This window comes from Paraburkholderia largidicola, from assembly GCF_013426895.1.
Classification (GTDB): Bacteria; Pseudomonadota; Gammaproteobacteria; order Burkholderiales; family Burkholderiaceae; genus Paraburkholderia; species Paraburkholderia largidicola.
Genome location: NZ_AP023177.1, coordinates 76546 through 96509, shown reverse-complemented (window position 1 = coordinate 96509; position 19964 = coordinate 76546). Strand labels below are relative to the sequence as shown.

14 protein-coding genes and 3 pseudogenes are annotated in these 19964 nt (G+C 60.3%); 7 read left to right on the top strand and 10 right to left on the bottom strand.

Annotated elements, in window-relative coordinates:
• Positions 1 to 856: 856 nt before the first annotated feature.
• From PPGU16_RS39675 to PPGU16_RS42885, 3 genes and pseudogenes are all read right to left on the bottom strand, one after another.
• A pseudogene (locus PPGU16_RS39675) lies at positions 857 to 2074 on the bottom strand (DUF2252 family protein).
• Positions 2075 to 2287: 213 nt separating this feature from the next.
• A complete protein-coding gene (locus tag PPGU16_RS42890) occupies positions 2288 to 2557 on the bottom strand; it encodes a PleD family two-component system response regulator (RefSeq protein ID WP_243460829.1) in 270 nt (89 codons plus the stop codon).
• A 22-nt stretch (positions 2558 to 2579) separates the two neighbouring features.
• Positions 2580 to 2720 (bottom strand): hypothetical protein, encoded by a 141-nt coding sequence (locus tag PPGU16_RS42885; RefSeq protein ID WP_243460803.1) that lies wholly within the window; start codon positions 2718 to 2720, stop codon positions 2580 to 2582.
• Between the two features lie 578 nt (positions 2721 to 3298).
• On the opposite strand from PPGU16_RS42885, the pseudogene PPGU16_RS39665 reads away from it, so the two are divergent.
• Positions 3299 to 3731, top strand: a pseudogene (locus PPGU16_RS39665) (SDR family oxidoreductase); the annotation flags it as partial.
• A 60-nt stretch (positions 3732 to 3791) separates the two neighbouring features.
• Here the strand turns inward: PPGU16_RS39665 and PPGU16_RS39660 are convergent.
• The 4 genes and pseudogenes from PPGU16_RS39660 to PPGU16_RS39645 form a co-directional block, all read right to left on the bottom strand.
• Positions 3792 to 6041 (bottom strand): annotated as a pseudogene (locus tag PPGU16_RS39660) (FdhF/YdeP family oxidoreductase).
• A 73-nt stretch (positions 6042 to 6114) separates the two neighbouring features.
• Positions 6115 to 6252, bottom strand: a complete 138-nt coding sequence (locus PPGU16_RS42880) for a hypothetical protein (RefSeq protein WP_243460802.1) — start codon at positions 6250 to 6252, stop codon at positions 6115 to 6117.
• A 289-nt stretch (positions 6253 to 6541) separates the two neighbouring features.
• Positions 6542 to 8116: a hybrid sensor histidine kinase/response regulator gene (locus PPGU16_RS39650; protein ID WP_180727565.1), complete on the bottom strand. Its 1575-nt coding sequence runs from the start codon at positions 8114 to 8116 to the stop codon at positions 6542 to 6544.
• 3 nt (positions 8117 to 8119) lie between these two features.
• Entirely contained in the window at positions 8120 to 9640 is a 1521-nt protein-coding gene (locus PPGU16_RS39645) for an ATPase domain-containing protein (RefSeq protein ID WP_180727564.1), read from the bottom strand.
• An 849-nt stretch (positions 9641 to 10489) separates the two neighbouring features.
• Between PPGU16_RS39645 and PPGU16_RS39640 the strand changes: the two genes are divergently transcribed.
• The 5 genes from PPGU16_RS39640 (at position 10490) to PPGU16_RS39620 (ending at position 14899) form a co-directional block, all read left to right on the top strand.
• Complete coding sequence (locus PPGU16_RS39640; protein WP_180727563.1) at positions 10490 to 10903, top strand: hypothetical protein; 414 nt, start codon at positions 10490 to 10492, stop codon at positions 10901 to 10903.
• Between the two features lie 87 nt (positions 10904 to 10990).
• Positions 10991 to 11866: a tyrosine-type recombinase/integrase gene (locus tag PPGU16_RS39635; RefSeq protein ID WP_180727466.1), complete on the top strand. Its 876-nt coding sequence runs from the start codon at positions 10991 to 10993 to the stop codon at positions 11864 to 11866.
• Positions 11867 to 11875: 9 nt separating this feature from the next.
• Positions 11876 to 13063 carry an IS91 family transposase gene (locus PPGU16_RS39630; protein WP_147235073.1) on the top strand — a complete coding sequence of 396 codons (1188 nt, stop codon included), beginning with the start codon at positions 11876 to 11878 and terminating at the stop codon, positions 13061 to 13063.
• Between the two features lie 316 nt (positions 13064 to 13379).
• On the top strand, positions 13380 to 13925 hold the full coding sequence (locus PPGU16_RS39625) for a hypothetical protein (protein WP_180727562.1): 546 nt from the start codon (positions 13380 to 13382) through the stop codon (positions 13923 to 13925).
• 548 nt (positions 13926 to 14473) lie between these two features.
• Entirely contained in the window at positions 14474 to 14899 is a 426-nt protein-coding gene (locus tag PPGU16_RS39620; RefSeq protein WP_180727561.1) for a RidA family protein, read from the top strand.
• A 113-nt stretch (positions 14900 to 15012) separates the two neighbouring features.
• Here the strand turns inward: PPGU16_RS39620 and PPGU16_RS39615 are convergent, their stop codons facing one another.
• The 3 genes from PPGU16_RS39615 to PPGU16_RS39605 form a co-directional block, all read right to left on the bottom strand.
• The gene (locus PPGU16_RS39615) at positions 15013 to 16494 is read right to left on the bottom strand and encodes an MFS transporter (protein ID WP_180727560.1); all 1482 of its coding nucleotides are present in this window, start codon (positions 16492 to 16494) and stop codon (positions 15013 to 15015) included.
• A 49-nt stretch (positions 16495 to 16543) separates the two neighbouring features.
• Complete coding sequence (locus PPGU16_RS39610; RefSeq protein ID WP_180727559.1) at positions 16544 to 17140, bottom strand: TetR/AcrR family transcriptional regulator; 597 nt, start codon at positions 17138 to 17140, stop codon at positions 16544 to 16546.
• Between the two features lie 565 nt (positions 17141 to 17705).
• Complete coding sequence (locus tag PPGU16_RS39605) at positions 17706 to 18437, bottom strand: GntR family transcriptional regulator (protein ID WP_180727715.1); 732 nt, start codon at positions 18435 to 18437, stop codon at positions 17706 to 17708.
• 152 nt (positions 18438 to 18589) lie between these two features.
• Here PPGU16_RS39605 and PPGU16_RS39600 point away from each other — a divergent pair, with 152 nt between their 5' ends.
• A complete protein-coding gene (locus PPGU16_RS39600; protein ID WP_180727558.1) occupies positions 18590 to 19960 on the top strand; it encodes a class-II fumarase/aspartase family protein in 1371 nt (456 codons plus the stop codon).
• Positions 19961 to 19964 lie beyond the last annotated feature (4 nt).

The window sequence follows — 19964 nt, the reverse complement described above, 5'->3', positions numbered from 1 at the left end:
CCGCGACGCCAGTGCCTTGGCGAACGTGCTCGAATCCAGCATGCGGCGTTCCCAAAACGTTAATGTTTCATGAGTGCGCTCGACGCGGCTATCGGTGCGCCACTGCTCGCCCCTCTTTCCAAACCGCATCCGTTGCAGGGCTTTGGCCTTGGCTCGGGGGCTGGATTATTGTCACAACGGTACTCGCAGTTTTCGTTGGCCCGTAACCGCCGTCAAACTGGCTGCGTTGCCATGGCCTTCGCGAAACAGTCGCTCGTGTGCCCGCCGCGGACGCGTCGGTGCACATCACGGGCTTCGGTGCTTTTGGGTCAATACTCCGTGGACATCAACAGATCTACGTTACCGACGCGATTGATTCAATGTCTGGAGCGTATAGGCAACCGTCGATGAAAGTGTGTGCCCGCCGCTCCGCATATGAAAATGCTTCTTCACGTGACAAGAAATCAAGCTGTTGCGGGAGGCTGGCGACTGCCGTTGCGGGCAGATCTGACGAAAGAATCGACCAGGAGACGGAGTACCGAAGCTCCTTGCCATTGAGTGAAACAACGTTGTTCGCCATGACCCGGACGTCAATTGTGAATCCGCGATATGGCGCGCAGGACTGGTTTTGCATAACTGCTCCGTTTCTGGGTGATCGCCGATATGCGAGATATACAGAAATAGAAAGCGCATTCCGCATTCCTGCCTGTTCAGTCACAGACCAGCAGTCACAGATGACCGCTACCGTTACTCCCCGGCGCTTACAACGGCCGTTTGCAGAAAAACAGAGGCCTGATATGCCGCATCGCACCCGGTTACGTTGTACGACCCATCAAGCCCGACTCCAACACGGCACGCACTTCCGGCCAGCGCCAAATCATCCCGCCTCCAGAGCGTACCGTCGGCAATGTTCGAGGTAGCCGACCTCGTGGCTGCCCACGAGGTCAACAACGCTTCTCCACAGCCACGAGGGCGCTTCGATTGATTTTGATTTTGTACGTCGCAACTCGGAGATCCAGCGCTTGCGATCAGCGTGGCTCATTTGCCGTGCGTGCGCATGGCCCACCACGAGGGCAAGGTAACGCGCGACCTCCATGGCTTCTTTCTGTCCGATCTGCTCGATTTCCGGCTTCAGATCTTGTGGCAATAGCTCGCGCAGCACGACCGGTCGATCCTGGAGAGTCGCCGAACGCATACGTTCGCCGAGATGAGGCGACAGGTGGCGGGCGCCCTCAACGACTCGCTCCGCGTTGTCTCTGGGCATCACCGCGTCCGCGTAATGCGGAGCGGCTGCCTGCACACCTTCCTTGATATCTATCAGGCACAGGTCGTCACCCTCTATCGCGCCACCATCCACATCGAGAAGAACCACGTAGCGGAGTCGTCCAAGCGAACTGCAACCCTTGACTCAGTATGCGGCATCGAGCACCGTCACATCGCCCGTGTCTGGACGCCCGCGCAAACCCGTAGCGAGGTTTGCCAGGGTATGTATCTGAAAAAGCGATTCGATTTCGGCTCGCTCTTTCTGGCTGATTGGCCAGAAACGATTGCCGAAAGGTATCGTGGGCTGGATATCGTCCAGTCGCTCGCGGGCAAGATGCTTCCACGTGCGTCGCACGGCCTCACGCATCACCACACGCACTACCTCTGGTCTCTCGCCAGGCTCCTGCGAGGCCGTCTCTTTCGAGAACGGTTGCATATACCCATCGAACGGCGCCTCAATCATGTTGATGGTTGTAATGCCAGGAAGTGCCGACCCTCGCGCGGCCGTCGCCAAAGACAATCCGAGGCGAACGAGATCATGCACGGGGTTACCGATGACGGTTTGATCGAGGTCGCGAATCTGAACTTCGATTTTCCCCTGAGAGTTCGCTATCGGGCCAAGATTGCCTGTGTGGCAGTCACCACAGATCCAGATGGCAGGACCTTCAGGCAATCCCCGAATTTCCGCTTCCTTCAACCAGTCATAGAATTTGATCGTGTTGCCGCGCACGTAGGCGTGCGTAGAGCTGGCCATCTTCACATTGCGTCTGGCCGTCAATACGTCCTGCCGGCGCGCATGGCGTGGGACTTTCGGTTTCAGAGGCTTGCGCATGGCTCTACCACGATTCCGGAAAGTAGGGACATTCGCGCTCGCCGCTTATGTCGGGACACGAGCGATGAACTTTCATGATTGCCGGAAAACGTGCGTCACGATTCAAAGCCAACCCGCTATCGAAAACAAGGCCGCGCTCAGCCAGACAACAACCTGATACGCCAGCATCCAATTCTTCATTCCGCCTCCCTAACCGACTACATCCATCTACATCTATCCCGCATCAATGAAATGGGCGCCAGCCCCTACTTTCAGGCCTCCGTACGTCGCAAATCGTCTACGGGATACTGCGCCCGGCAATCTGAGCCCAGATGGCTGCCGTGAGACGCTCGAAAGGTGCGGGCTTGCGAAAAAAAAAAGCGTCCAGCAACGTAGGACGCAGACGGGTTCGGGACCTGCGGACAGCATCACGATGGGCAGATCACGATGCGCGGGTTGCGCGCGCACCTGACGACAGAATTCTGCACCGTTCATGCCGGGCATTTCATAGTCTGTTACGACGAGCTCAATCGGCTCGCTCATCAGCATTTCCATCGCCCGCGATGCTTACGTGATGACCGTCGCTTTCGAGCGCCTGCTGCAGCGACGCCAGGTTTTCTGCATCATCGTCGACCAGAAGAAGGTTTGCCACGATTTCGGTCTGCATGTTATTTACCCTGGCCTCGCAGTCATGGACGACGTGGTCCGGACTTTATGGCTGCTACGACAACGCAGTCGATCTCGGTGCGCGCTGCCATGCGCCGCTCGAACACGCCTGCAATGCAGCGGACGCATCGAGCTTGAACGCCTTGGCGCACGTATGCAGACCGCATCTGGTGAACGGATCTGTACGGTCCGGTGTTAGTAGTCGGGCGCTACACCCCGTGGCACACCCTACAAAGGTCTGCTCGCCGGATTACTTCCGTATGTTCAGGTTGCGGTGCACGCCACCGTCTTTCTCAGCTTGGCATATGGTTGTTGAAAATAACGAAGGGCGTGCGTACCAACAGGTGACTTCGGTGCCGCAACAAAAAAAGACACTGATGATTCGATGTAGCTTTCCGGACACTCTCTTGCAGGACCAGTCATTGCGTACAGAGTGGGGGACCGCCGCATGCTGACTACACACACGTATCGCGATCGGCAGATCGACGTGTGATTCGTCTCTCAGCTCTGGCCGTAACATCCCCTCAAGAGGCCGGAGTTTTGCGGCTGGTCCACCTGTGGACCGGCCTCTTTTTTTGCGGCACGTATCTGACGTTGCACTACACGGTCCCGCATCTCAAACGCGCTGGCCGGGGTTCAATCATCCTCATTTCGTCGATCAACGGTACGCGCGTGTTTAGCCATGGTGGCGCGTCAGCGTATTCGACGACCAAGGGCGGCTTGCTCGCGCTCGGGCAGATGGTCGCGCTCGAACTCGCCAAGCACAAGATTCGAGTTAACGTTGTGTCCGGGCAAGGTCGAATCGGAGATCGACGAGAACACGCAGGCGCGATCAGGCGAAGAGGCATCCGAGCCGGTGGAGTATCCCGAAGGCAAGATCCCGTTGACTGACGGCCAGGCGGGGACGGGCGACGACATCGCCGAGATGGTGGCGTTCCTTGCGTCGGACGCCCGCTTTATCACGGGGACACCGGTGTGGATCGATGGTGGCCAATCCTTACTGGTGGGATAGCCAGGGAGAGGTGGGGTCGCGCGCTTCCGGCCCGCTTCTCATCTTCGATCCATAGTTCTCTCATACCGCTTGCGGTCTCGGTTCCCGCACAACCCTTACAGGGATCGACTTGGTAGCCGGCACCTTGCTCTCTTTTGCATGATGCGATAGAGGAATGAGCGGATTGCACTCAGGGGAAATAGCCCCCGATACAGCCCTCTGGCAGATCGAAGCTGACTACCTGGAATCCATCCACCTGCCGTTTGACACCATCCGGCGAGACAACTTCGAGCAATATCGACACGCCCGCTTCGAGCCCGCGACGCGCGATGTCCGCGGGTTCATCAAGACAACCATCCGCGTCCCGCTGATGCCGCGAAACCGGTCGTCGAGCCGATAGATCGTCGTGTTGAACTGACTGTCGCTGCGCAGTGTGAATAGACGCAAATCCGTCGGGCAGCGCTCGGGCATGTCGGGATCTTCGTTCAATGTCTCGGGTACGAGAAACTCCGCCTTGCCGCTCTTCGTTTGCCATTTCCATTCGCGCGCAGGCAGGGGGCGGTGAAAACCGCCCGGCGTCCACAACCGGGCGTTGAAGTCGTGAAAGATGTCGGGATAGGTCTGAGCGATCGCATCGCGAATCAGTGCATAGTCGTTGCTCCATGCTTCCCAGTCGACCGATGACTGATCGAGCGTCGCCATCGCGATGCCCGCCACGATGGCCTGCTCCGGCAGCAGACGGTCGCTTGCCGGCAATGCGACACCGCGCGAACCATGCATGCAGCCCGTGCTGTCCTCCATCGAAACGGCCTGCGGCTTGCCGAGGCGCGTGTCGACTTCGATGCGGCTCAGGCACGGCAGCAGATACGACACCTCGCCATGCACGAGATGACTTCGGTTGAGCTTGGTCGCCACGTGCACGGTCAGGCGCAGCTTGCGCCACGCCGGCTCGATCGCGTAACGGTCCGGAACCGACCTGACGAGATTACCGCCAAGCTGCATCACCGCCCGCACCCGACCGTCGATCACACCCTTGCACGCATCGACAGTCGCCATGCCTTCATGGCGCGGCGGGTCGAAATGGTATTGCTCAGCGAGCCTGTCGAGCGGCGCAAGCGAAGGCTTTTCGGTGATGCCAACTGTGCGCTGGCCTTGCACGTTCGAATGTCCGCGAATCGGCGATGGACCCGCGCCAGGCTTGCCGATATTGCCGCGCAAAAGCAGGAGGTTCACGATCATCCGCACGTTCTGCACGTCCATCCGATGTTGCGTGAGCCCCATGCCAAAGTGCGCAATGACGGCCTTGGCCCGCATGTACTCGTCGGCGGCTGCCGTCATCGCTTGCCGAGGCAGGCCGCTCGCCCGTTCCAGTTCTTCCCAGCCGATGTTGCGGACGTACGCGGCAAACGCATCGAAGCCTGTCGTGTGCTCTGCGATGAAAGACACATCGATAATGCGAACGCCGCCTTCCGACAGCGCGCGGTCGTCTGCTTCGATCACAACCTTGCAGATGCCGGCAATCGCGGCGGAGTCACCGCCCGCCTTCACCTGGTGGTATTGCGTGCTGATCTGCGTAGAACCAGGTGTGAGCATCTGCAACGGCGACTGGGGATTCACGAAGCTGACCAGCCCCGGCTCGCGTATCGGATTGAACGTGATGATCGGTGCCGAAGTTCTGGCCGAAGAAGAACATCAGATCCGTTTGAGTGAAATCGTCGAGCGTGATCGTCCCGACGCCAACGCCTATCGCCTCTTTCAGGCCGACGCTCGTGCTCTCGTGACACATGTTCGAACTGTCGGGCAGATTGTTGGTGCCATACATGCGCGCGAGAAGCTGATACATGTACGATGTCTCGAGCGACGCACGCCCCGATGTGTAGAACACGACCGAATCCGGATCGAGTGCGCGCAGTTCGCGTCCGCTCTCTCCAAACGCATGTTCCTAGGTAGTTTCGACGTATCGGTCGGTCGCGGCATCCCAGCGCATCGGCGCGCAAAGACGCCCCGCTTCTTCGAGATCGTGGTCGTGCCACGCTTCGAGTTCACTCACGGTATGCGACGCAAAAATTCCGGCTCGACGCGGCGCAACGTCGTATCCCATGCGGTCGCCTTCGCACCGCTTTCGCAGAACTCGAACGGATGCGGATGAGCGGGTTTGGCCCATGAACAGCCGACGCACATGAAGCCATCGGGCTTGTTCTGATGAACGAGCACGCGGCTCGTTGTCACCGGCGCACGCTCGTGCACGAGCGCGCCTGCCACGGCCTTGAGGGAGTCCCAACCTCCGCTTGCATACGGATACGCATCGGATTTCTTATGAACGCTGCTCATCATGCGCTCCATGAATTTCGTGGAGACGATGCAAGCATCCGCTGTGCCTTGAGCGCTTCAGAGCGACATCCGCTCAGCGCCGCGAGCCCGGCGCGTTGAAATAATGCTCGATGCGCGACAGTGCGTAACCCGCCGCGTGGTACCGGATCCCGTTGCGGCTACCGGTGACGTGTGAGGTTTCTGTAAACGGGACGATGCGATCGTTGCGCATGGGGTACGCCCACGCAACGCATTGCGTGCTGGGCGGTGGTCCATCCGATGGCGACGCATCGGCAACGCCGGTGTTGGCCACGACAACATGAGCGCAACACGGTTTCTGCTGTAGTGCGCCCGGTAGGCAGTCTGCCATCACCATTGCTGCCCTGTCACTTCGATATGCACTGCGTTCTCGGCGGGCATTTTCGAGAGCGCGCGATCCCACTTGCCGTCTGCCGAGGGTATTTAGCAATCGACGCCCTCTACATTGTGATTGCTTTTTTCGGAACGTGTTTTTGTCCTGGTTACAACCGCTGCGTCGCGCGTAATGGTCTCACGTCGTTGAACAACTGCGAAAGTGCGTCGGGCTCGACGGGCTTGACGAGGTGATGGTCGAAGCCTGCATGCCGCGAGCGCGCTACATCCTCGGGTTGCCCGTACCCCGTAACCGCGATCAGGGTGATTTTGAGCATCTCCGGCATCTTCCTTAGGCGCAGTGCGACCTCATAACCATCCATCCCCGGCAGCCCGATATCCAGAAGCACAACATCCGGCCGCTGCGCTATGCAGGCTTCCAGCGCATGCGGGCCGTCGGGCGCAGTCCGCACACGGTGGCCGTTCAGTTCAAGTATCACGGCCAGCGAAGTTGCTGCGTCGATGTTATCGTCGACCACCAACACGTTGAGCCATTGCGCATTTCCCAGCTCAGCGTGCGCGGGCGTGACGTCATGCTGTGCCTGCGCATCGGCGACGGGGAGCACAACGACCATTTGCGCGCCATGTCCGAGCCCTCCGCTTTGCGCCCGCACATTACCCCCGTGCATGTTGACAAGTGACCGAACAACAGACAGGCCGATACCTAGTCCCCCTTGGGCGCGATCTAAAGCACGATTCGATTGCGAGAAGAGTTCGAAAACCTCTGTCAGCTCGTCCGCTGCGATGCCCGTGCCGTTATCTTCGACTGTCACAGTGACGGCAGCTGAATCGGCGCTCACGCGAATTGCGATCTGGCCGCCGTCGGGCGTGTACTTCGCTGCGTTATCCAAAAGATTGCCGAACACCTGGGCGAGACGGGTCGGGTCTGCCTCGACGTAGATTGGTTTGTCCAGGGGGTGCACGGTCAGTGTATGCCGCCGCGCGTCGAGTGCCAGCTTCGCAACATCGATAGCCGCGTCGAGAATGGTCTTTAGTTCCACCGTGCTTCGTTTCAACGTGACCTTGCCCGTGGTAATGCGAGACACGTCCAGAAGATCTTCCAGCAGGTTGGCCAGATGCCGGCTCTGCCGTTCGATGATTTCACGTGCCCATCGGACACGAACCGGGAGCACGCCGTCAACCATCCTGATTGCTTCTGCCGCATTCCTTATGGGGGCAAGTGGATTGCGCAGTTCATGTGCGAGCATGGCAAGAAACTCGTCTTTTTGGCGCGATGCGTTTATAAGCCGGGCGTTGGCCTCGGCCCGGTCGGCGATCATCGCGCGCGCCTGGTATTGTCTGCGCCGGGCTCTAAGGGCGCTACGCGCTGCGCTGACGAGCGCCTCACCGCTTACGGGACGCTCTATGAGCATGACATTGGCCAATGTCTCGAGGCGCCGGCCTTCAACTGTCGATATGCCCTTCTTCCCGTTGCCGACTAGCAGCATGAAAGGAAAATCCGACCACGGGGGCTGATCGCCCAACCATTCGTCAAGCAAACGCAAGGCGTGTGCATCTAGCGCTTCGTCAGCAATCAGGGCACATGCAGCCCCTTCGACGAGCATCGCGACGAGTTCTCCGACGTCAGGGCAAATCGCACACTCCATTTCTTCGCGGGACAACACGCGGGCGATAACCTCAGCATCACGTCCACGCGGCGCGACAATCAGGATCCGTTCTTCCAAGATTCACTCCTGGTCGTTCGGCCGATCACTCAATAAGGGCTGCGCCCCGCGGTATGACGGCAAGCCGGAGAGTATGCCTTCGAAGTCTTTGAGGGGCGGTCCAACGCGCAACCCGCCAGAGTCGACGCGAAACTCTCGTATCGTACGTTCGTGCTCGCTTGTGCGGCTCTTGAGCACCGACAATGCAGACAGGACCTCTCCAGCGCTCTCGAAAAACCGGAACAGTACCAGCGCATCGCTCAGATAGCTCAGATCAATCTCGGAAGCCACGTTACCGATGAGTCCATGCTGGCCCAGCACAAGAATCGTAGTAATGCCCTGCTGATTGAGGTAACTCAGAAGCTCGTGCATCTGCAGGATCAGGTAGCGATGCCCCGGCATGGACTGTATGTAGGCGTTCAGGCTGTCGAGGACCACCATCGAGGCGCCATCGTCTTCGACAGCCTCACGCACAAGGGCCGCAAACTGTCCCGGCGACATTTCCGCAGGATCGATCTGCTGAACCGAGAGCCTGCCGTTTTCGATAAAGTCGTCCAAGCCCATATCGAGTTGTCGTGATCTCGACATCAGCGTGCCGAGGGTCTCGTCGAACAGGAGGTATTTGACAGTCTCGCCCCGCTGCAGGGCCGTCAGCGCGCAACGCACGGCGGTCGTTGTCTTGCCGACTCCGGATGGACCGACGAGGAGGGAACTGGTCCCCGGGATTAGCCCCCCGCCCAGCAGAGCATCGAGTTCACGCACGCCCGTAGACTGCGCAGTATTGTTGAATTCTCGACGGTGTGAAGCGGCGACCAGACGGGGATACACGGTAATGCCGCCCGTATCGAGCTTGAAATCGTGTTGACCTCCCACGAACTTGATCCCACGCATCTTGACGACACGAAGGCGCCGTTGTTCGGCGCCGTATTCCTGCATCCGCTGATCAAGCTCAATCACGCCGTGCGTAATGCTGTGAAGTTGCAGGTCGCCCAGCTGCGACGTTTTGTCGTCGAGGAGCCATACAGTGCAACCGCGGCTGGAAAAAAACTGCTTGAGCGCGAGCACCTGACGCCGGTATTTGAGTGCGTCCTGCGCCAGCAGGCGTAACTCCGACAAGCTGTCAAACACGACGCGGCGGGGATTCAGGTCTAATACCTTGCGCCGAACTTCGTCGACGGTCTCACCAAGTTCGACCTCCGACGGATGCAAAACAGACTGCCCGGCGTCCGCCGTTAGCCCATCCTCACTAACGAGCTCGTGAATTGACAGGCCTTCCAGCGACCAGCGGTGGGACTGTGCAACCGCCTCGAGTTCGGCAGCAGTTTCGGACAAGGTGATGTAAAGGCCTGGTTCGCCCCGCCTGAGGCCATCGAGCAAAAAATGCAGGCCCAGCGTAGTTTTTCCCGCCCCGGGTACGCCTTCGATCAGATATACGCGGTTCGGTATCAAGCCACCATTCAGCACATCATCAAGTCCAGAAACCCCTGTCGAGATACGGGTCGGAAATTCAGTTCGTGCCATAGGCGAGGAAGCAGAAGGCAGCATGGGTAGTCACTTAATATTTTTAACCTGATGCATTCCTTGCTAGATTCGTGCCAATGGGGGTGCCCACCCTTGTCTGCAACCTTGTCTTCTGCCGAGAATAATTCGGGCATGAACGGCTGATACTAAAACGACGCCCAGCGAGGTCGATTTCGGTGCTTTCAAAGCGTTGACGAAATTCAGCTTCCTCGCGCCAGCCGTGAGCCAAGAGCCGCAGACCTTGGGGCACAAGCCGTCAAGGTGGCTTCGACATGACCAGGCGACCCGAAGAAATTGCATCGATGGCGAAGTCGGGAAGTTGCTGGCGGATGTATATGGCTATTTGGGCCGTCGTATTCGGGCAACGGGCGCGAGCGGTAAGTCCCCTGTTGACAGGCTCGACTACCCCCGTCATGAAAGCCGCCTGGGTGCACGAAGGGATATGGCGACCGTACCAGCCTTTAACGTCGTCCGCGAAGCGTTATGTTGCGTCGGACCGTGATGACCGGCGGCAGATTATTCGATGTTGAGCCAACCATAAATCCATGCCCCTTGCGATAAACGATGACAGCGGCCTTCTTCACTGCTCAATCCATCGTGCCAGGAAAAGACAGTCGCGTGCCAAGGCTCTACCCGGTCAAGAAGGTCCTCCCCCTCTTCGACAACACCTCATTAGCCACGCGAATTCGGCCACCCGAGCAATCAAAGCCCGGTCGGCGGTGCCTGACTTTTTTTGCGTCAATCTTGTCCACCGAAAAAGTCTGTCAAAAGCCGCCAAATTTTTGTCGCGCGCTGCTTTCGTGGGAGGTTTATAAACAATCACACAACGCGATCAGCGGGCAGCAAAGCGATAAATCCCGGTAGGAGAGCGTGATGAATGACACAGATCAAGGCCACTTTGCACACGTTGCAGAGGCACTGACCAGGTTGCGAACGGCGACGATCGTCGCAACCATTGCGGTTGTACTCACCGGATGCGGAGGCGGCGGTTCAGACAATGCAGCCAGCCCGATAACGGCTGCTAACAAAGCCGTCGCCAACCCGGTCACTCCCGCCGCTGACAAATCCACCGGGCGTCTGGTCGCTCCCCGGCATGCGCCCTTCCAGGGGCAAACCTATAAACAGTGGGTGGTTTCTTTCTGGCAATGGGTGAACGGTATCGACAACGGTCCTTTCTACCCGAATCCGCTCATCAACTGTTCCCGTCCAATTTCGGTTGGCCAAAGCGGCAGCGTCTGGTACTGGGCCATTGGACTAAACCGCTCGCGCGGTATGCACTCCGTTTGAACGCGGTGGTTCTTCATAGGAAACCCGCCCGGTTTCCTATGTTGAGCAATGAGGCACTCCGCCTCGTTGCTCAACAGGAGCCCAGCCATGACTACCCCCAGCCAAGGCATCAGTCCGCTACGCCAGCGCATGATGGACGACATGCGCATGCGCCGCCTCGCGCCAGCCACACAAGCCAACTATCTTCGTGTGGTTCGAGAGTTCACCGTCTTTCTCGGTCGCTCGCCTGACACCGCCACCGTCGAGGACTTGCGGCGCTATCAGCTACATCTGGTTGACCGCGGTGTGTCGCCGATTTCCCTCAACGCGGCGATCACCGGATTGAAGTTCTTCTTTGCCACCACGCTCGGTCAAGGGGAGTTGATGGCGAAGATGCGTCCGATTTATCTTCCGCGTACCTTGCCCGTCATACTCAGCCGCGACGAAGTGGGGCGGCTGATCGCGGCGGCCAGTAACCTCAAGCATCAGACAGCGCTCGCAGTAGCCTATGGCACAGGACTACGTGCCAGCGAGGTGGTGGCCCTGAAGGTCGGAGACATCGACAGCCAGCGCATGACGCTGCGCGTTGAACAGGGTAAAGGTCAGAAGGACCGCTACGCGATGCTGTCCCCGGTGCTGCTTGAGCGCCTGCGGGTCTGGTGGCGAGTGGCCCGGGCCCAGGGCAAGATGCTCGACGGCGGCTGGCTGTTTCCCGGGCTCAATCCGATTGAATCGCTCAGCACCCGTCAACTCAATCGGGTGGTCCATGCGGCCGCCGAGGCCGCTGGAATCGACAAGCGTGTGTCCATGCACACCTTGCGCCATAGCTTTGCCACCCACCTACTGGAACAGAAGGTCGATATCCGCGTGATTCAGGTCATGCTTGGGCACAAGAAGCTCGAGACCACAGCGCTTTATGCCCAGGTCGCCACCGATATTCTGCGTGAAGTGGTCAGCCCTCTCGATGGTCTGGATCCTGCGTAGATAGCCGTCGTGGCGCATTGCGCGCTCGAGGTAGCCGACGTCTTCCGCGCTCTTGGTCCAGCGTGGCGCCAATCCGCTCACCTGAACCTTGGGCAACTGAAGGTGATGTCAGCGATCGAACAGTGCCGCAGCGCGGCGCTGGGAGGGCACGTGCTGCGTTGCCAGGGATGCGCCAGGATCGAGATCGCCTACAACTCATGCCGCAACAGACATTGTCCGAGGTGTCAGGCTACCGCTGCGCGCCGGTGGCTCCAAGCGCGTGAGGCCGATCTTCTTCCCGTCGAGTACTACCACGTGGTCTTTACGCTGCCGGCTGCGATCAGCGCGATTGCGTACTACAACAAGGCCGTCATCTATGGGCTGCTGTTCGATATCGCGGCCGAAACATTGCGCAGCATCGCCGCCGATCCGAAGCATCTCGGGGCACAGATCGGTGCCACTCTCGTGCTGCATACCTGGGGCTCCGCGCTCACGCATCATCCCCATGTGCATGGCATCGTTCCCGGTGGTGGGCTGTCGCCGGACCGAAGCAGGTGGGTAGCGTGCAAGCCAGGCTTCTTCCTTCCGGTGCGCGTGCTCTCGCGCCTGTTCCGGCGACGCTTCCTCGAGGAGCTGGAAGCGATCTATCGCCGCGGCCAGTTGCGCTTCTTCGGCGAATACGCCGAGCTCAACGATATGGCAGCCTTTGCCGGGTGGCTTGCGCCAATGCGTACATGTGAGTGGGTGGTATACGCCAAACGCCCGTTTGCAGGGCCCAAAGCAGTGCTCGCCTATCTGTCACGCTATACCCACCGGGTGGCGATCTCCAACCAACGCCTGGTCGCGCTCGACGAACATGGCGTCACCTTCCGCTGGAAGGACTACCGCGTAGACGGACGCACACGCAACAAGACCATGACGCTCCAGGCAGATGAGTTCGTGCGCCGGTTCCTGCTGCACGTGCTGCCTGGCGGCTTCCACCGCATCCGCCACTACGGTCTGCTCGCGAACCCATCGCGGCGCGAGAATCTCGCGACGATACGCGAGTTGCTGGGCGCCGCGCCTAACAGTGTCGGCCTCAGTGCCAACGTCGTATCCACCGTGGAAGTACCGCCAAGCTTCGTTTGCCGGCACTGCGGTTCGCCAATGATCATCATCGACATACTCCAACGCAGCAGACCTATCCGGGCACCGCCTGTCGAGTGCGCCCACGCATGAACGCCATCGTGTCAGGATGCACAATTCGACTGTCGGCTCTTCGGCAACGAGAGCCAATAGCAGACGCCTGTGCCTATCGTTCCAAACAGGCAGTCTGGCGCTGGCCGAGTCGGCGCGATGACAACCCACCGCTGTGCCGTCGCCGCGATCATGCGTGTCTAACCGCAGATTTACCCGCGTTTATATCCACCATGCCTTCAATGGGATCGAACAAATCGCCATAGCGGTGAAACGTTCAGACCATGCCGGAGCACTCCGCGGTTTCCTCCCTTGGGGCTTGTAGGACGCCTGCCCGCTGGCGTCTGGGGGAGTTGACGTGTCGATGGATCAGGGCAGGCGTCCTACAACCCTAAACACGCCCAGCCCCTACTTCCACGCCCTGGACGTTCCAAATGCGCCACAGGTTTGCGACCAGTCCGCAGACGTTATCCCTGCAGGGACGTCTATCCTGCTCGCAACACTGGATACTTTTTCGTCGACATTGCTGCCTCCCGGCGCATACACCCCAACCAAGGCGTCGGGCGAACGTGCAATCGCGGACCGCTTCGCCGACCGGATCCAGGACATGTTTGTCACTATCGACAACGTTCCTGTGAACGATATTGAGTCGTATCGTGTTTCTACCGACCGTATCACATTCACAGCAGCGTTCCGTTGGGTTTTTGGTCTACCTGAACAGATTTACGGAACGGGTACGGGTGTCGCTGACGGCTACTACCTCATGCTTCGGCCGTTGCCGCCAGGTCCGCACACGATTCATTATGGCGGCAGGTTTCACTATCTCGCGGGCGACTTCGGGCCAGGCATTCCGCCGCCGGATTACGCCGTAGACGTGACACTCCTTGTCACGATCGGGCCTTAAATGGACAACGTGTTTCCTTTATGGCCGAACACGATCTAATGCACATCATTGTTACGACTCCGACTATGCTAAAAGCAAAAACCGACCCTCTACAGCCGCTCAGGCGAGCCTTACCTCGACGGCCGCTGCGAGAGTACATCGGTCATAGGAACGGCAGCTTTCGGTGTCGCACGAACAACGCTTATTGGCGAACCCGGAAATCCCTCGGCTGATGACGAACGGGCCGCCCGGATTGGTCGCCGACCTTCCCTAGTCGACCCACTACGGTCAGACGACTCCCTCCAGAGCGGTCAGTCAGTCGAATCTGTCGAATCCGGGTTTTGTGAGCCGAATTACCTTAAAGCGGCCGATGGCGACCTCACCCATTCGGCCATGAACGGCCACTTGAGATCGTCGCGCAACTTCTATGTCCGGGGGTGCAATAGGCCCTTGCCCACGACCGCCTTCCGGCGAGCGAATGACGCGTCACTCTGCCTCGATCCGGACACACACGGTCATAATCTGGGCTGCGGTGAATGACCGCTTCAATCCTGTAACGGGTGAGACACATGACAGTCCGTGAATTGATCATCCCGCCGACGATGCAACGTATCGTAGAGCGCGCCGGTTATGTACCGGCCGTGAAGGCTGGTTCCATAGTTTTCTGCGCGGGGCAGGTCGGGCGGACCGTTGCCCTCGAAGTCATCGCCGATCCCGAGGCGCAATTCCTCGCGTGCTGGGATAATTTGCGCGTGGTTCTGCAAGCGGCTGGATGCACTTTTGAAGATGTCGTCGATATGACGACATACCACGTGCAGATGAGCACGCATATGCCTACATTCCGTGAAGTGAAGAACCGGGTTTTTCCACGCGGCACATGCGCTTGGACTTCGATAGGCGTGTCCGAACTCGCGCATCCCGGCTTGCTGGTCGAGATCAAGTGCGTGGCAGTGAAGCGAGATGCCGCCGCAACGGAAGAGTCTGGTAACTGCTGAAGATCAGTCGCCAGTACGCCACGTGACGACACACGTTAGACATGTACCGCGAGTCGCCGGAAGGGCCCGCAAGTGGAGCGCGCCAGCGACGTCAGAAAACGACAGATGGACGATTACGGCCGATTGCATTCAGAGCCAAAGCCCGGCCGGGCGGCCGCCCGCACCGATGTCGGCGCGGCGGGCGCGCGTGCGAGCGAGATGCCCAGCGCGGCGCCGACGGCGAGGAACAATGAAATCGAGAGCAGCGCGACGATGAACGCGTGCGCAATGGCGGCCGGATCCTGGCGCGCGCCGAGGACCATATAGAAAATTCCGCCGATGATCGCGACGCTGAGCGAGGTGCTGACCTGCAGCGTCGAACTGGCGATGCCCGCGATCATGCCGGAAAGCGCCGGTGCGACGCGCCCGGTCACCATGCGCATCAGCGTGGGCAGCGCGAGCCCCTGTCCGAAACCGATGACGAACAGGGCGGCGGCGAGCGGCACTGACGCGAGCGGCATCCCGATCGGCGTGGCATCGACCAACCACGCGAGTCCGACGAGCCCGACGACCTCCAGCCCCATGCCAAACGGATTGACGTAAGCGCCGATGAGACGTGCGCAGAACGGGGTCGACAACGGGCCGAGCAAAAACCCCACGCCGAACGGCAAGAACACGAGGCCCGCGCTCAGCGCGTCGACATGCAATGCATTCTGCAGATACACCGAGAACAGCAGGAAGAACGCGCCGATCGCGTACAGCAGCAGCGCGATCAGCAACGCCCGTCCCAGCCCTGGCGCGCGCAGCGCGGCCGGATCGAGCAGCGGTGCGCCGCCGCGGCTGCCCAGCCTGCGCTCATACCGCCAGAAGAACCCGGCGAGGGCCGGCGCCGCGATCAGCGACACCCATGCCCATAGGGGCCAGCCTGCTTCGCGCCCCTCGATCAGCGGCACGATCAGCGCGCCCAGCGTCAGCATCGACAGCGCGGTGCCGCCGAGGTCGAGCTTGCGCGCATGCTGCGCACGCGTTTCCTTCAAGAGCGGAACGCCGAACAGCACCACCAGAATTGCCAGCGGCAGGTTGACGAGGAAGATCGTGCGCCAACCCAGGTTCAACAGGTTCAGCGAGATCAGGATCCCCCCAAGCGCCTGACCGACCACGGCGGCGAGGCCGAACACCGCGCCATACAGGCTGAGCGCGAGCGGCTTTTCCGTTTCCGGGAAGATCGCCTGGATCGAAGCGAGCGCCTGCGGCGCCATGATCGCGGCGGTCACGCCCTGCAACGCGCGACCGACGATGAGTGTCCACGGCGAGCTCGCGAGGCCGCACAGCGTCGAGGCCGTCGCAAAGCCGATCAACCCGAGAAAGAACATGCGGCCGCGGCCGAACAGGTCGCCCAACCGCCCGCCGGTGATCAGCGTCACCGCGTACAGGCCGGCATAAGACGAAATGACCAGTTGCTCGGCCGATGACGAGGCGCCCAGTTCCGCGCGGATCGACGGCAGCGCGACATTGATGATGAAGAAGTCCAGCGGCGGCAGGAACGCGCCGACGAGCAGGACCGAAAACATGGCCCAGCGACGCGGGTCGGGCGAGACGGGATCATTTGGTGACATGGACGGCTCTCCATACGGAACCAATCGGTTCCAAATTGAATAAAAAAACTCAGTCGAGGAGACGCATCGTGCGGTCGACCAGCGCGAGCATGTCGCGCTCGGGCACGCCGGTTTTCCCCAGCACGCGCATGCCCTCGATCTGGCAGACGAGCAAACGCGCCAGTACCTGTTCGTCCTGCTCGGCGATTTCGCCGCTCGCCTGACCGCGGACGATTGCGCCCGCATAAAGCTGCTGCAGGCGCCGGAACATGCGCCCCGTGCGCTCGGCAACATCCGCGTCGCGCGCGGCCAGTTCGGTGGTCATCGCGATCGCGAGGCACCCCCGCCGGCCAGCCTCGCCGACAGACAGGTGCGCATAGCGCAGCAGCGAGTCGCGAATCGCATCCTTCACGGGGCCGGGTTGCGACAGGATGTCCGCGGTCGCCTTGAGCCCGTCGGCCATGTACAGGTCGAGCGCCGCCAGCAACAGCGCCTTCTTGTCGCCGAAGGCCTTGTAGAGACTGCCGCGCGACAAACCGGTGCTGGCCATCAGGTCGGGCAGGGACGCGCCTTCATATCCGCGGTCCCAAAAAACGTCCATGGCGTCGCGCGCGGCATCGCCAAGTTCGAATTCGCGGGGGCGCCCCACGCCAGCCGGATTTGCCATCGATCAGGTTCGCAAACGATGCAGTGCTTGAAAGTGGGGTCGATTATATGGACCGATCGGTTCCGATGTCAACGCGCGCGTATCGGCAGGGCGCGGCGATGGTAATCCCATCTCGCATCTGAAGCACGAGAAACGCAATGATTTTGCGCACCGCAGTTCGGATGGCGTTCGGCGTTTGCGCCGGTATGACGGCCAGTTGCTGGGTCGATCCGGGGCAATTTAAGGGCTCGAAATTCGGCTCTGCGATAGCAAGGGATGTTCGTCGCGGTAGAGAACGACAGAGCGAGCACGCTTAATGTACGAGGACTTTAGCCTAGGAATGTCGGCGTTAAGATGAGATTCGCGCATCATCTGCGGCGACTCGCGCCTGTGGAATGCCCGGTGTTTAGCCCCTCCAAAGTCCCGGTGCGACCCGTATCCGCCGGTCACACCTTAGATATTGAACGGCCGGTATCGGATGTGGAAACGCCGTCGAACGACGCTGTATGGGACACCGGGGCGACAGCAGTTGCCTCGACAATTGTCGATCGTACGAATCCCGGGATGTGACCGACTATTAAATGCGTCAGCCATTCGAGCGTTTGAGCCGCATCGCGACTGAAAATCGCGCCGCGGGGTGAACGCTGACCGATACCTCGAAACTCTTTCCCTCCACGTCGAGATAGCGCCGAACGATCTCGAGCGCCGCCGTCCCCTGCTCCACGCGTAGCCGCTTTGCCATCTCCTCCGAAATCAGCACCGCCTGAATCCCCTGCTGGATCTCCGCGATGCTGTGCCCGTAGCGCTCCTCGATCAAGTCGCTGATCAGGCGGTCGGGCTGCTCGCGTGCGGTATCCGCCACGTTCGCATAATCGGGCGCGATGTACACGTCTGTCCATCCCACCGGCGTGCGAGCGTTCCCGCCATCGATGCGCAGGCTCGAAATGCGCAGAAACCGCGTCCCTTCCGCGCATTGCAGCGTCCCGGCGAGATCGCGGTCCGCAGCGATCACGTCTGTCGATTGCATGAGCCGCAAGTGCTCGGCCCCGAACTGGGCCAGATCGTCCACGGAGGCAAGCGTCGGCCGGAATTCATTCCGCGGCCGCGCCGACTCGACACGCGTTCCCGCGTTCTTGCGACGTGAAACCAGACCCAATTGCTGAAGTTCGTGCAGCGCCGCGCGCACCGTATGGCGACTGGTGCGGTAGTGATCCCGCAGTTCCAGCTCGGTCGGAAGGACAGTGCCGACGGGATAACGCCCGGAAGCAATCGCTTCAGTGAGTTCGCGGGCGATCTCCGCGAAGTGGGGTCGATTCATGGTCCTTCCTCTGTAAGTGTCTTGTTCTGTGGCTACGGGTAAATCATAGCTTGCCTCAACATGTTCGAACATAATAATCTACATATGTCCGGACTTATTGAAATCATTCTTTGCCTGGTCCGCCCCTACAGATCGATATTTTCGAGGTCGCAATGACACATGTCACCGTTCCGATGGCCAGCACCGTGGTCGATTCCATCCTGTTTCGCGACGCCTTCGGAACCGCCAGGATGCGCGCGCTGTTTTCCGATCACGCGCTTATTCAACGCTATATCGACGTCGAGATTGCGTTGGCGAAGGCAGAAGCGCGCGTGGGCGTGATCCCATCCGATGCGGCCGACGTGATCGCGCGTGAGTCGACGATCGAGCGCATCGATTTCGATCACATGCGCGAAGAGACCGATATCGTCGGTTATCCGATCCTGCCGCTGGTGCATCAACTGGTCGAGATGTGCGGGGACGCGGGCCGTTACGTGCATTGGGGCGCGACGACACAGGACATCATGGACACGGCGGTCGCGCTGCAAGTACGCGACGCGCTCGAATCGATCGATGGCGATATCCGCGAACTGCGCACGATTCTCGCGAAGCTGGCGAAGAAGCATCGCGACACGCCGATGGCCGGCCGCACACACTTGCAGCAAGCATTGCCGGTGACGTTCGGCTACAAGGTCGCGATCTGGCTCGCGATGTTCGATCGTCATCAGGAACGCCTCGCGCAGATACGCGAACGCGTGGCCGTCGTCGAATTCGCGGGCGCGGCGGGCACGCTCGCATCGCTTGGCGACAAGGGCTTCGAGGTGCAAAAAGCGCTCGCCGAGGAACTGAAGCTCGGCGTGCCCGCGACGACGTGGCACGTCGCGCGCGACGGCTTCGCCGAAGCCGTGAATCTGCTCGCGCTCGTTACGGGCTCGCTCGGCAAGATCGCGCTCGACATCATGATCATGGCGTCGACCGAATTCGCGGAAGTATACGAGCCCTTCGTCAAGGGACGCGGCGCGAGCAGCACGATGCCGCAGAAGCGCAATCCGATCTCAAGCGAACTCATGCTCGCCGCAGCGAAAGCCGTGCGACAGCACGCCGGCCTGATGGTCGACGCCATGATTCAGGACTTCGAGCGCGCCACCGGTCCGTGGCATGCGGAATGGATCGCGATTCCCGAGAGCTTCATCCTCACGGCGGGCGCGTTGCATCAGGCGAAGTTCGCGCTCGGCGGTCTCGTCGTCGATGAAGCGCGCATGAAGCACAACCTCGGCATCAGCAAGGGTTTGATCGTCGCGGAAGCCGTGATGATGGGCATGGCGCCCTACACCGGACGTCAGCAGGCGCACGACATCGTGTACGACGCCTGCCGCACGGTGAACGAGCAAGGCGGCACGCTCGCGCAAGCGCTCGCCGCACTGCCGGAAGTCACGAAGCACTTCGATCGTGCCGCGATCGACCGCATGACCGATCCCGCCAACTATCTCGGCCTCGCGCCGCAGATGGTGGACCGCGCCATCGCGCTGTCGAGCGAAATCTGAACGT

What these genes read in the sequence shown, in the direction of transcription:
- PPGU16_RS42890 (WP_243460829.1), bottom strand. Translation starts at nt 2,557, where the DNA reads ATGCCCGGCATGAACGGTGCAGAATTCTGTCGTCAGGTGCGCGCGCAA.
- PPGU16_RS42885 (WP_243460803.1), bottom strand. Translation starts at nt 2,720, where the DNA reads ATGCAGACCGAAATCGTGGCAAACCTTCTTCTGGTCGACGATGATGCA.
- PPGU16_RS42880 (WP_243460802.1), bottom strand. Translation starts at nt 6,252, where the DNA reads ATGCGCAACGATCGCATCGTCCCGTTTACAGAAACCTCACACGTCACC.
- PPGU16_RS39645 (WP_180727564.1), bottom strand. Translation starts at nt 9,640, where the DNA reads ATGCTGCCTTCTGCTTCCTCGCCTATGGCACGAACTGAATTTCCGACC.
- PPGU16_RS39640 (WP_180727563.1), top strand. Translation starts at nt 10,490, where the DNA reads ATGAATGACACAGATCAAGGCCACTTTGCACACGTTGCAGAGGCACTG.
- PPGU16_RS39635 (WP_180727466.1), top strand. Translation starts at nt 10,991, where the DNA reads ATGACTACCCCCAGCCAAGGCATCAGTCCGCTACGCCAGCGCATGATG.
- PPGU16_RS39620 (WP_180727561.1), top strand. Translation starts at nt 14,474, where the DNA reads ATGACAGTCCGTGAATTGATCATCCCGCCGACGATGCAACGTATCGTA.
- PPGU16_RS39615 (WP_180727560.1), bottom strand. Translation starts at nt 16,494, where the DNA reads ATGTCACCAAATGATCCCGTCTCGCCCGACCCGCGTCGCTGGGCCATG.
- PPGU16_RS39610 (WP_180727559.1), bottom strand. Translation starts at nt 17,140, where the DNA reads ATGGCAAATCCGGCTGGCGTGGGGCGCCCCCGCGAATTCGAACTTGGC.
- PPGU16_RS39605 (WP_180727715.1), bottom strand. Translation starts at nt 18,437, where the DNA reads ATGAATCGACCCCACTTCGCGGAGATCGCCCGCGAACTCACTGAAGCG.
- PPGU16_RS39600 (WP_180727558.1), top strand. Translation starts at nt 18,590, where the DNA reads ATGACACATGTCACCGTTCCGATGGCCAGCACCGTGGTCGATTCCATC.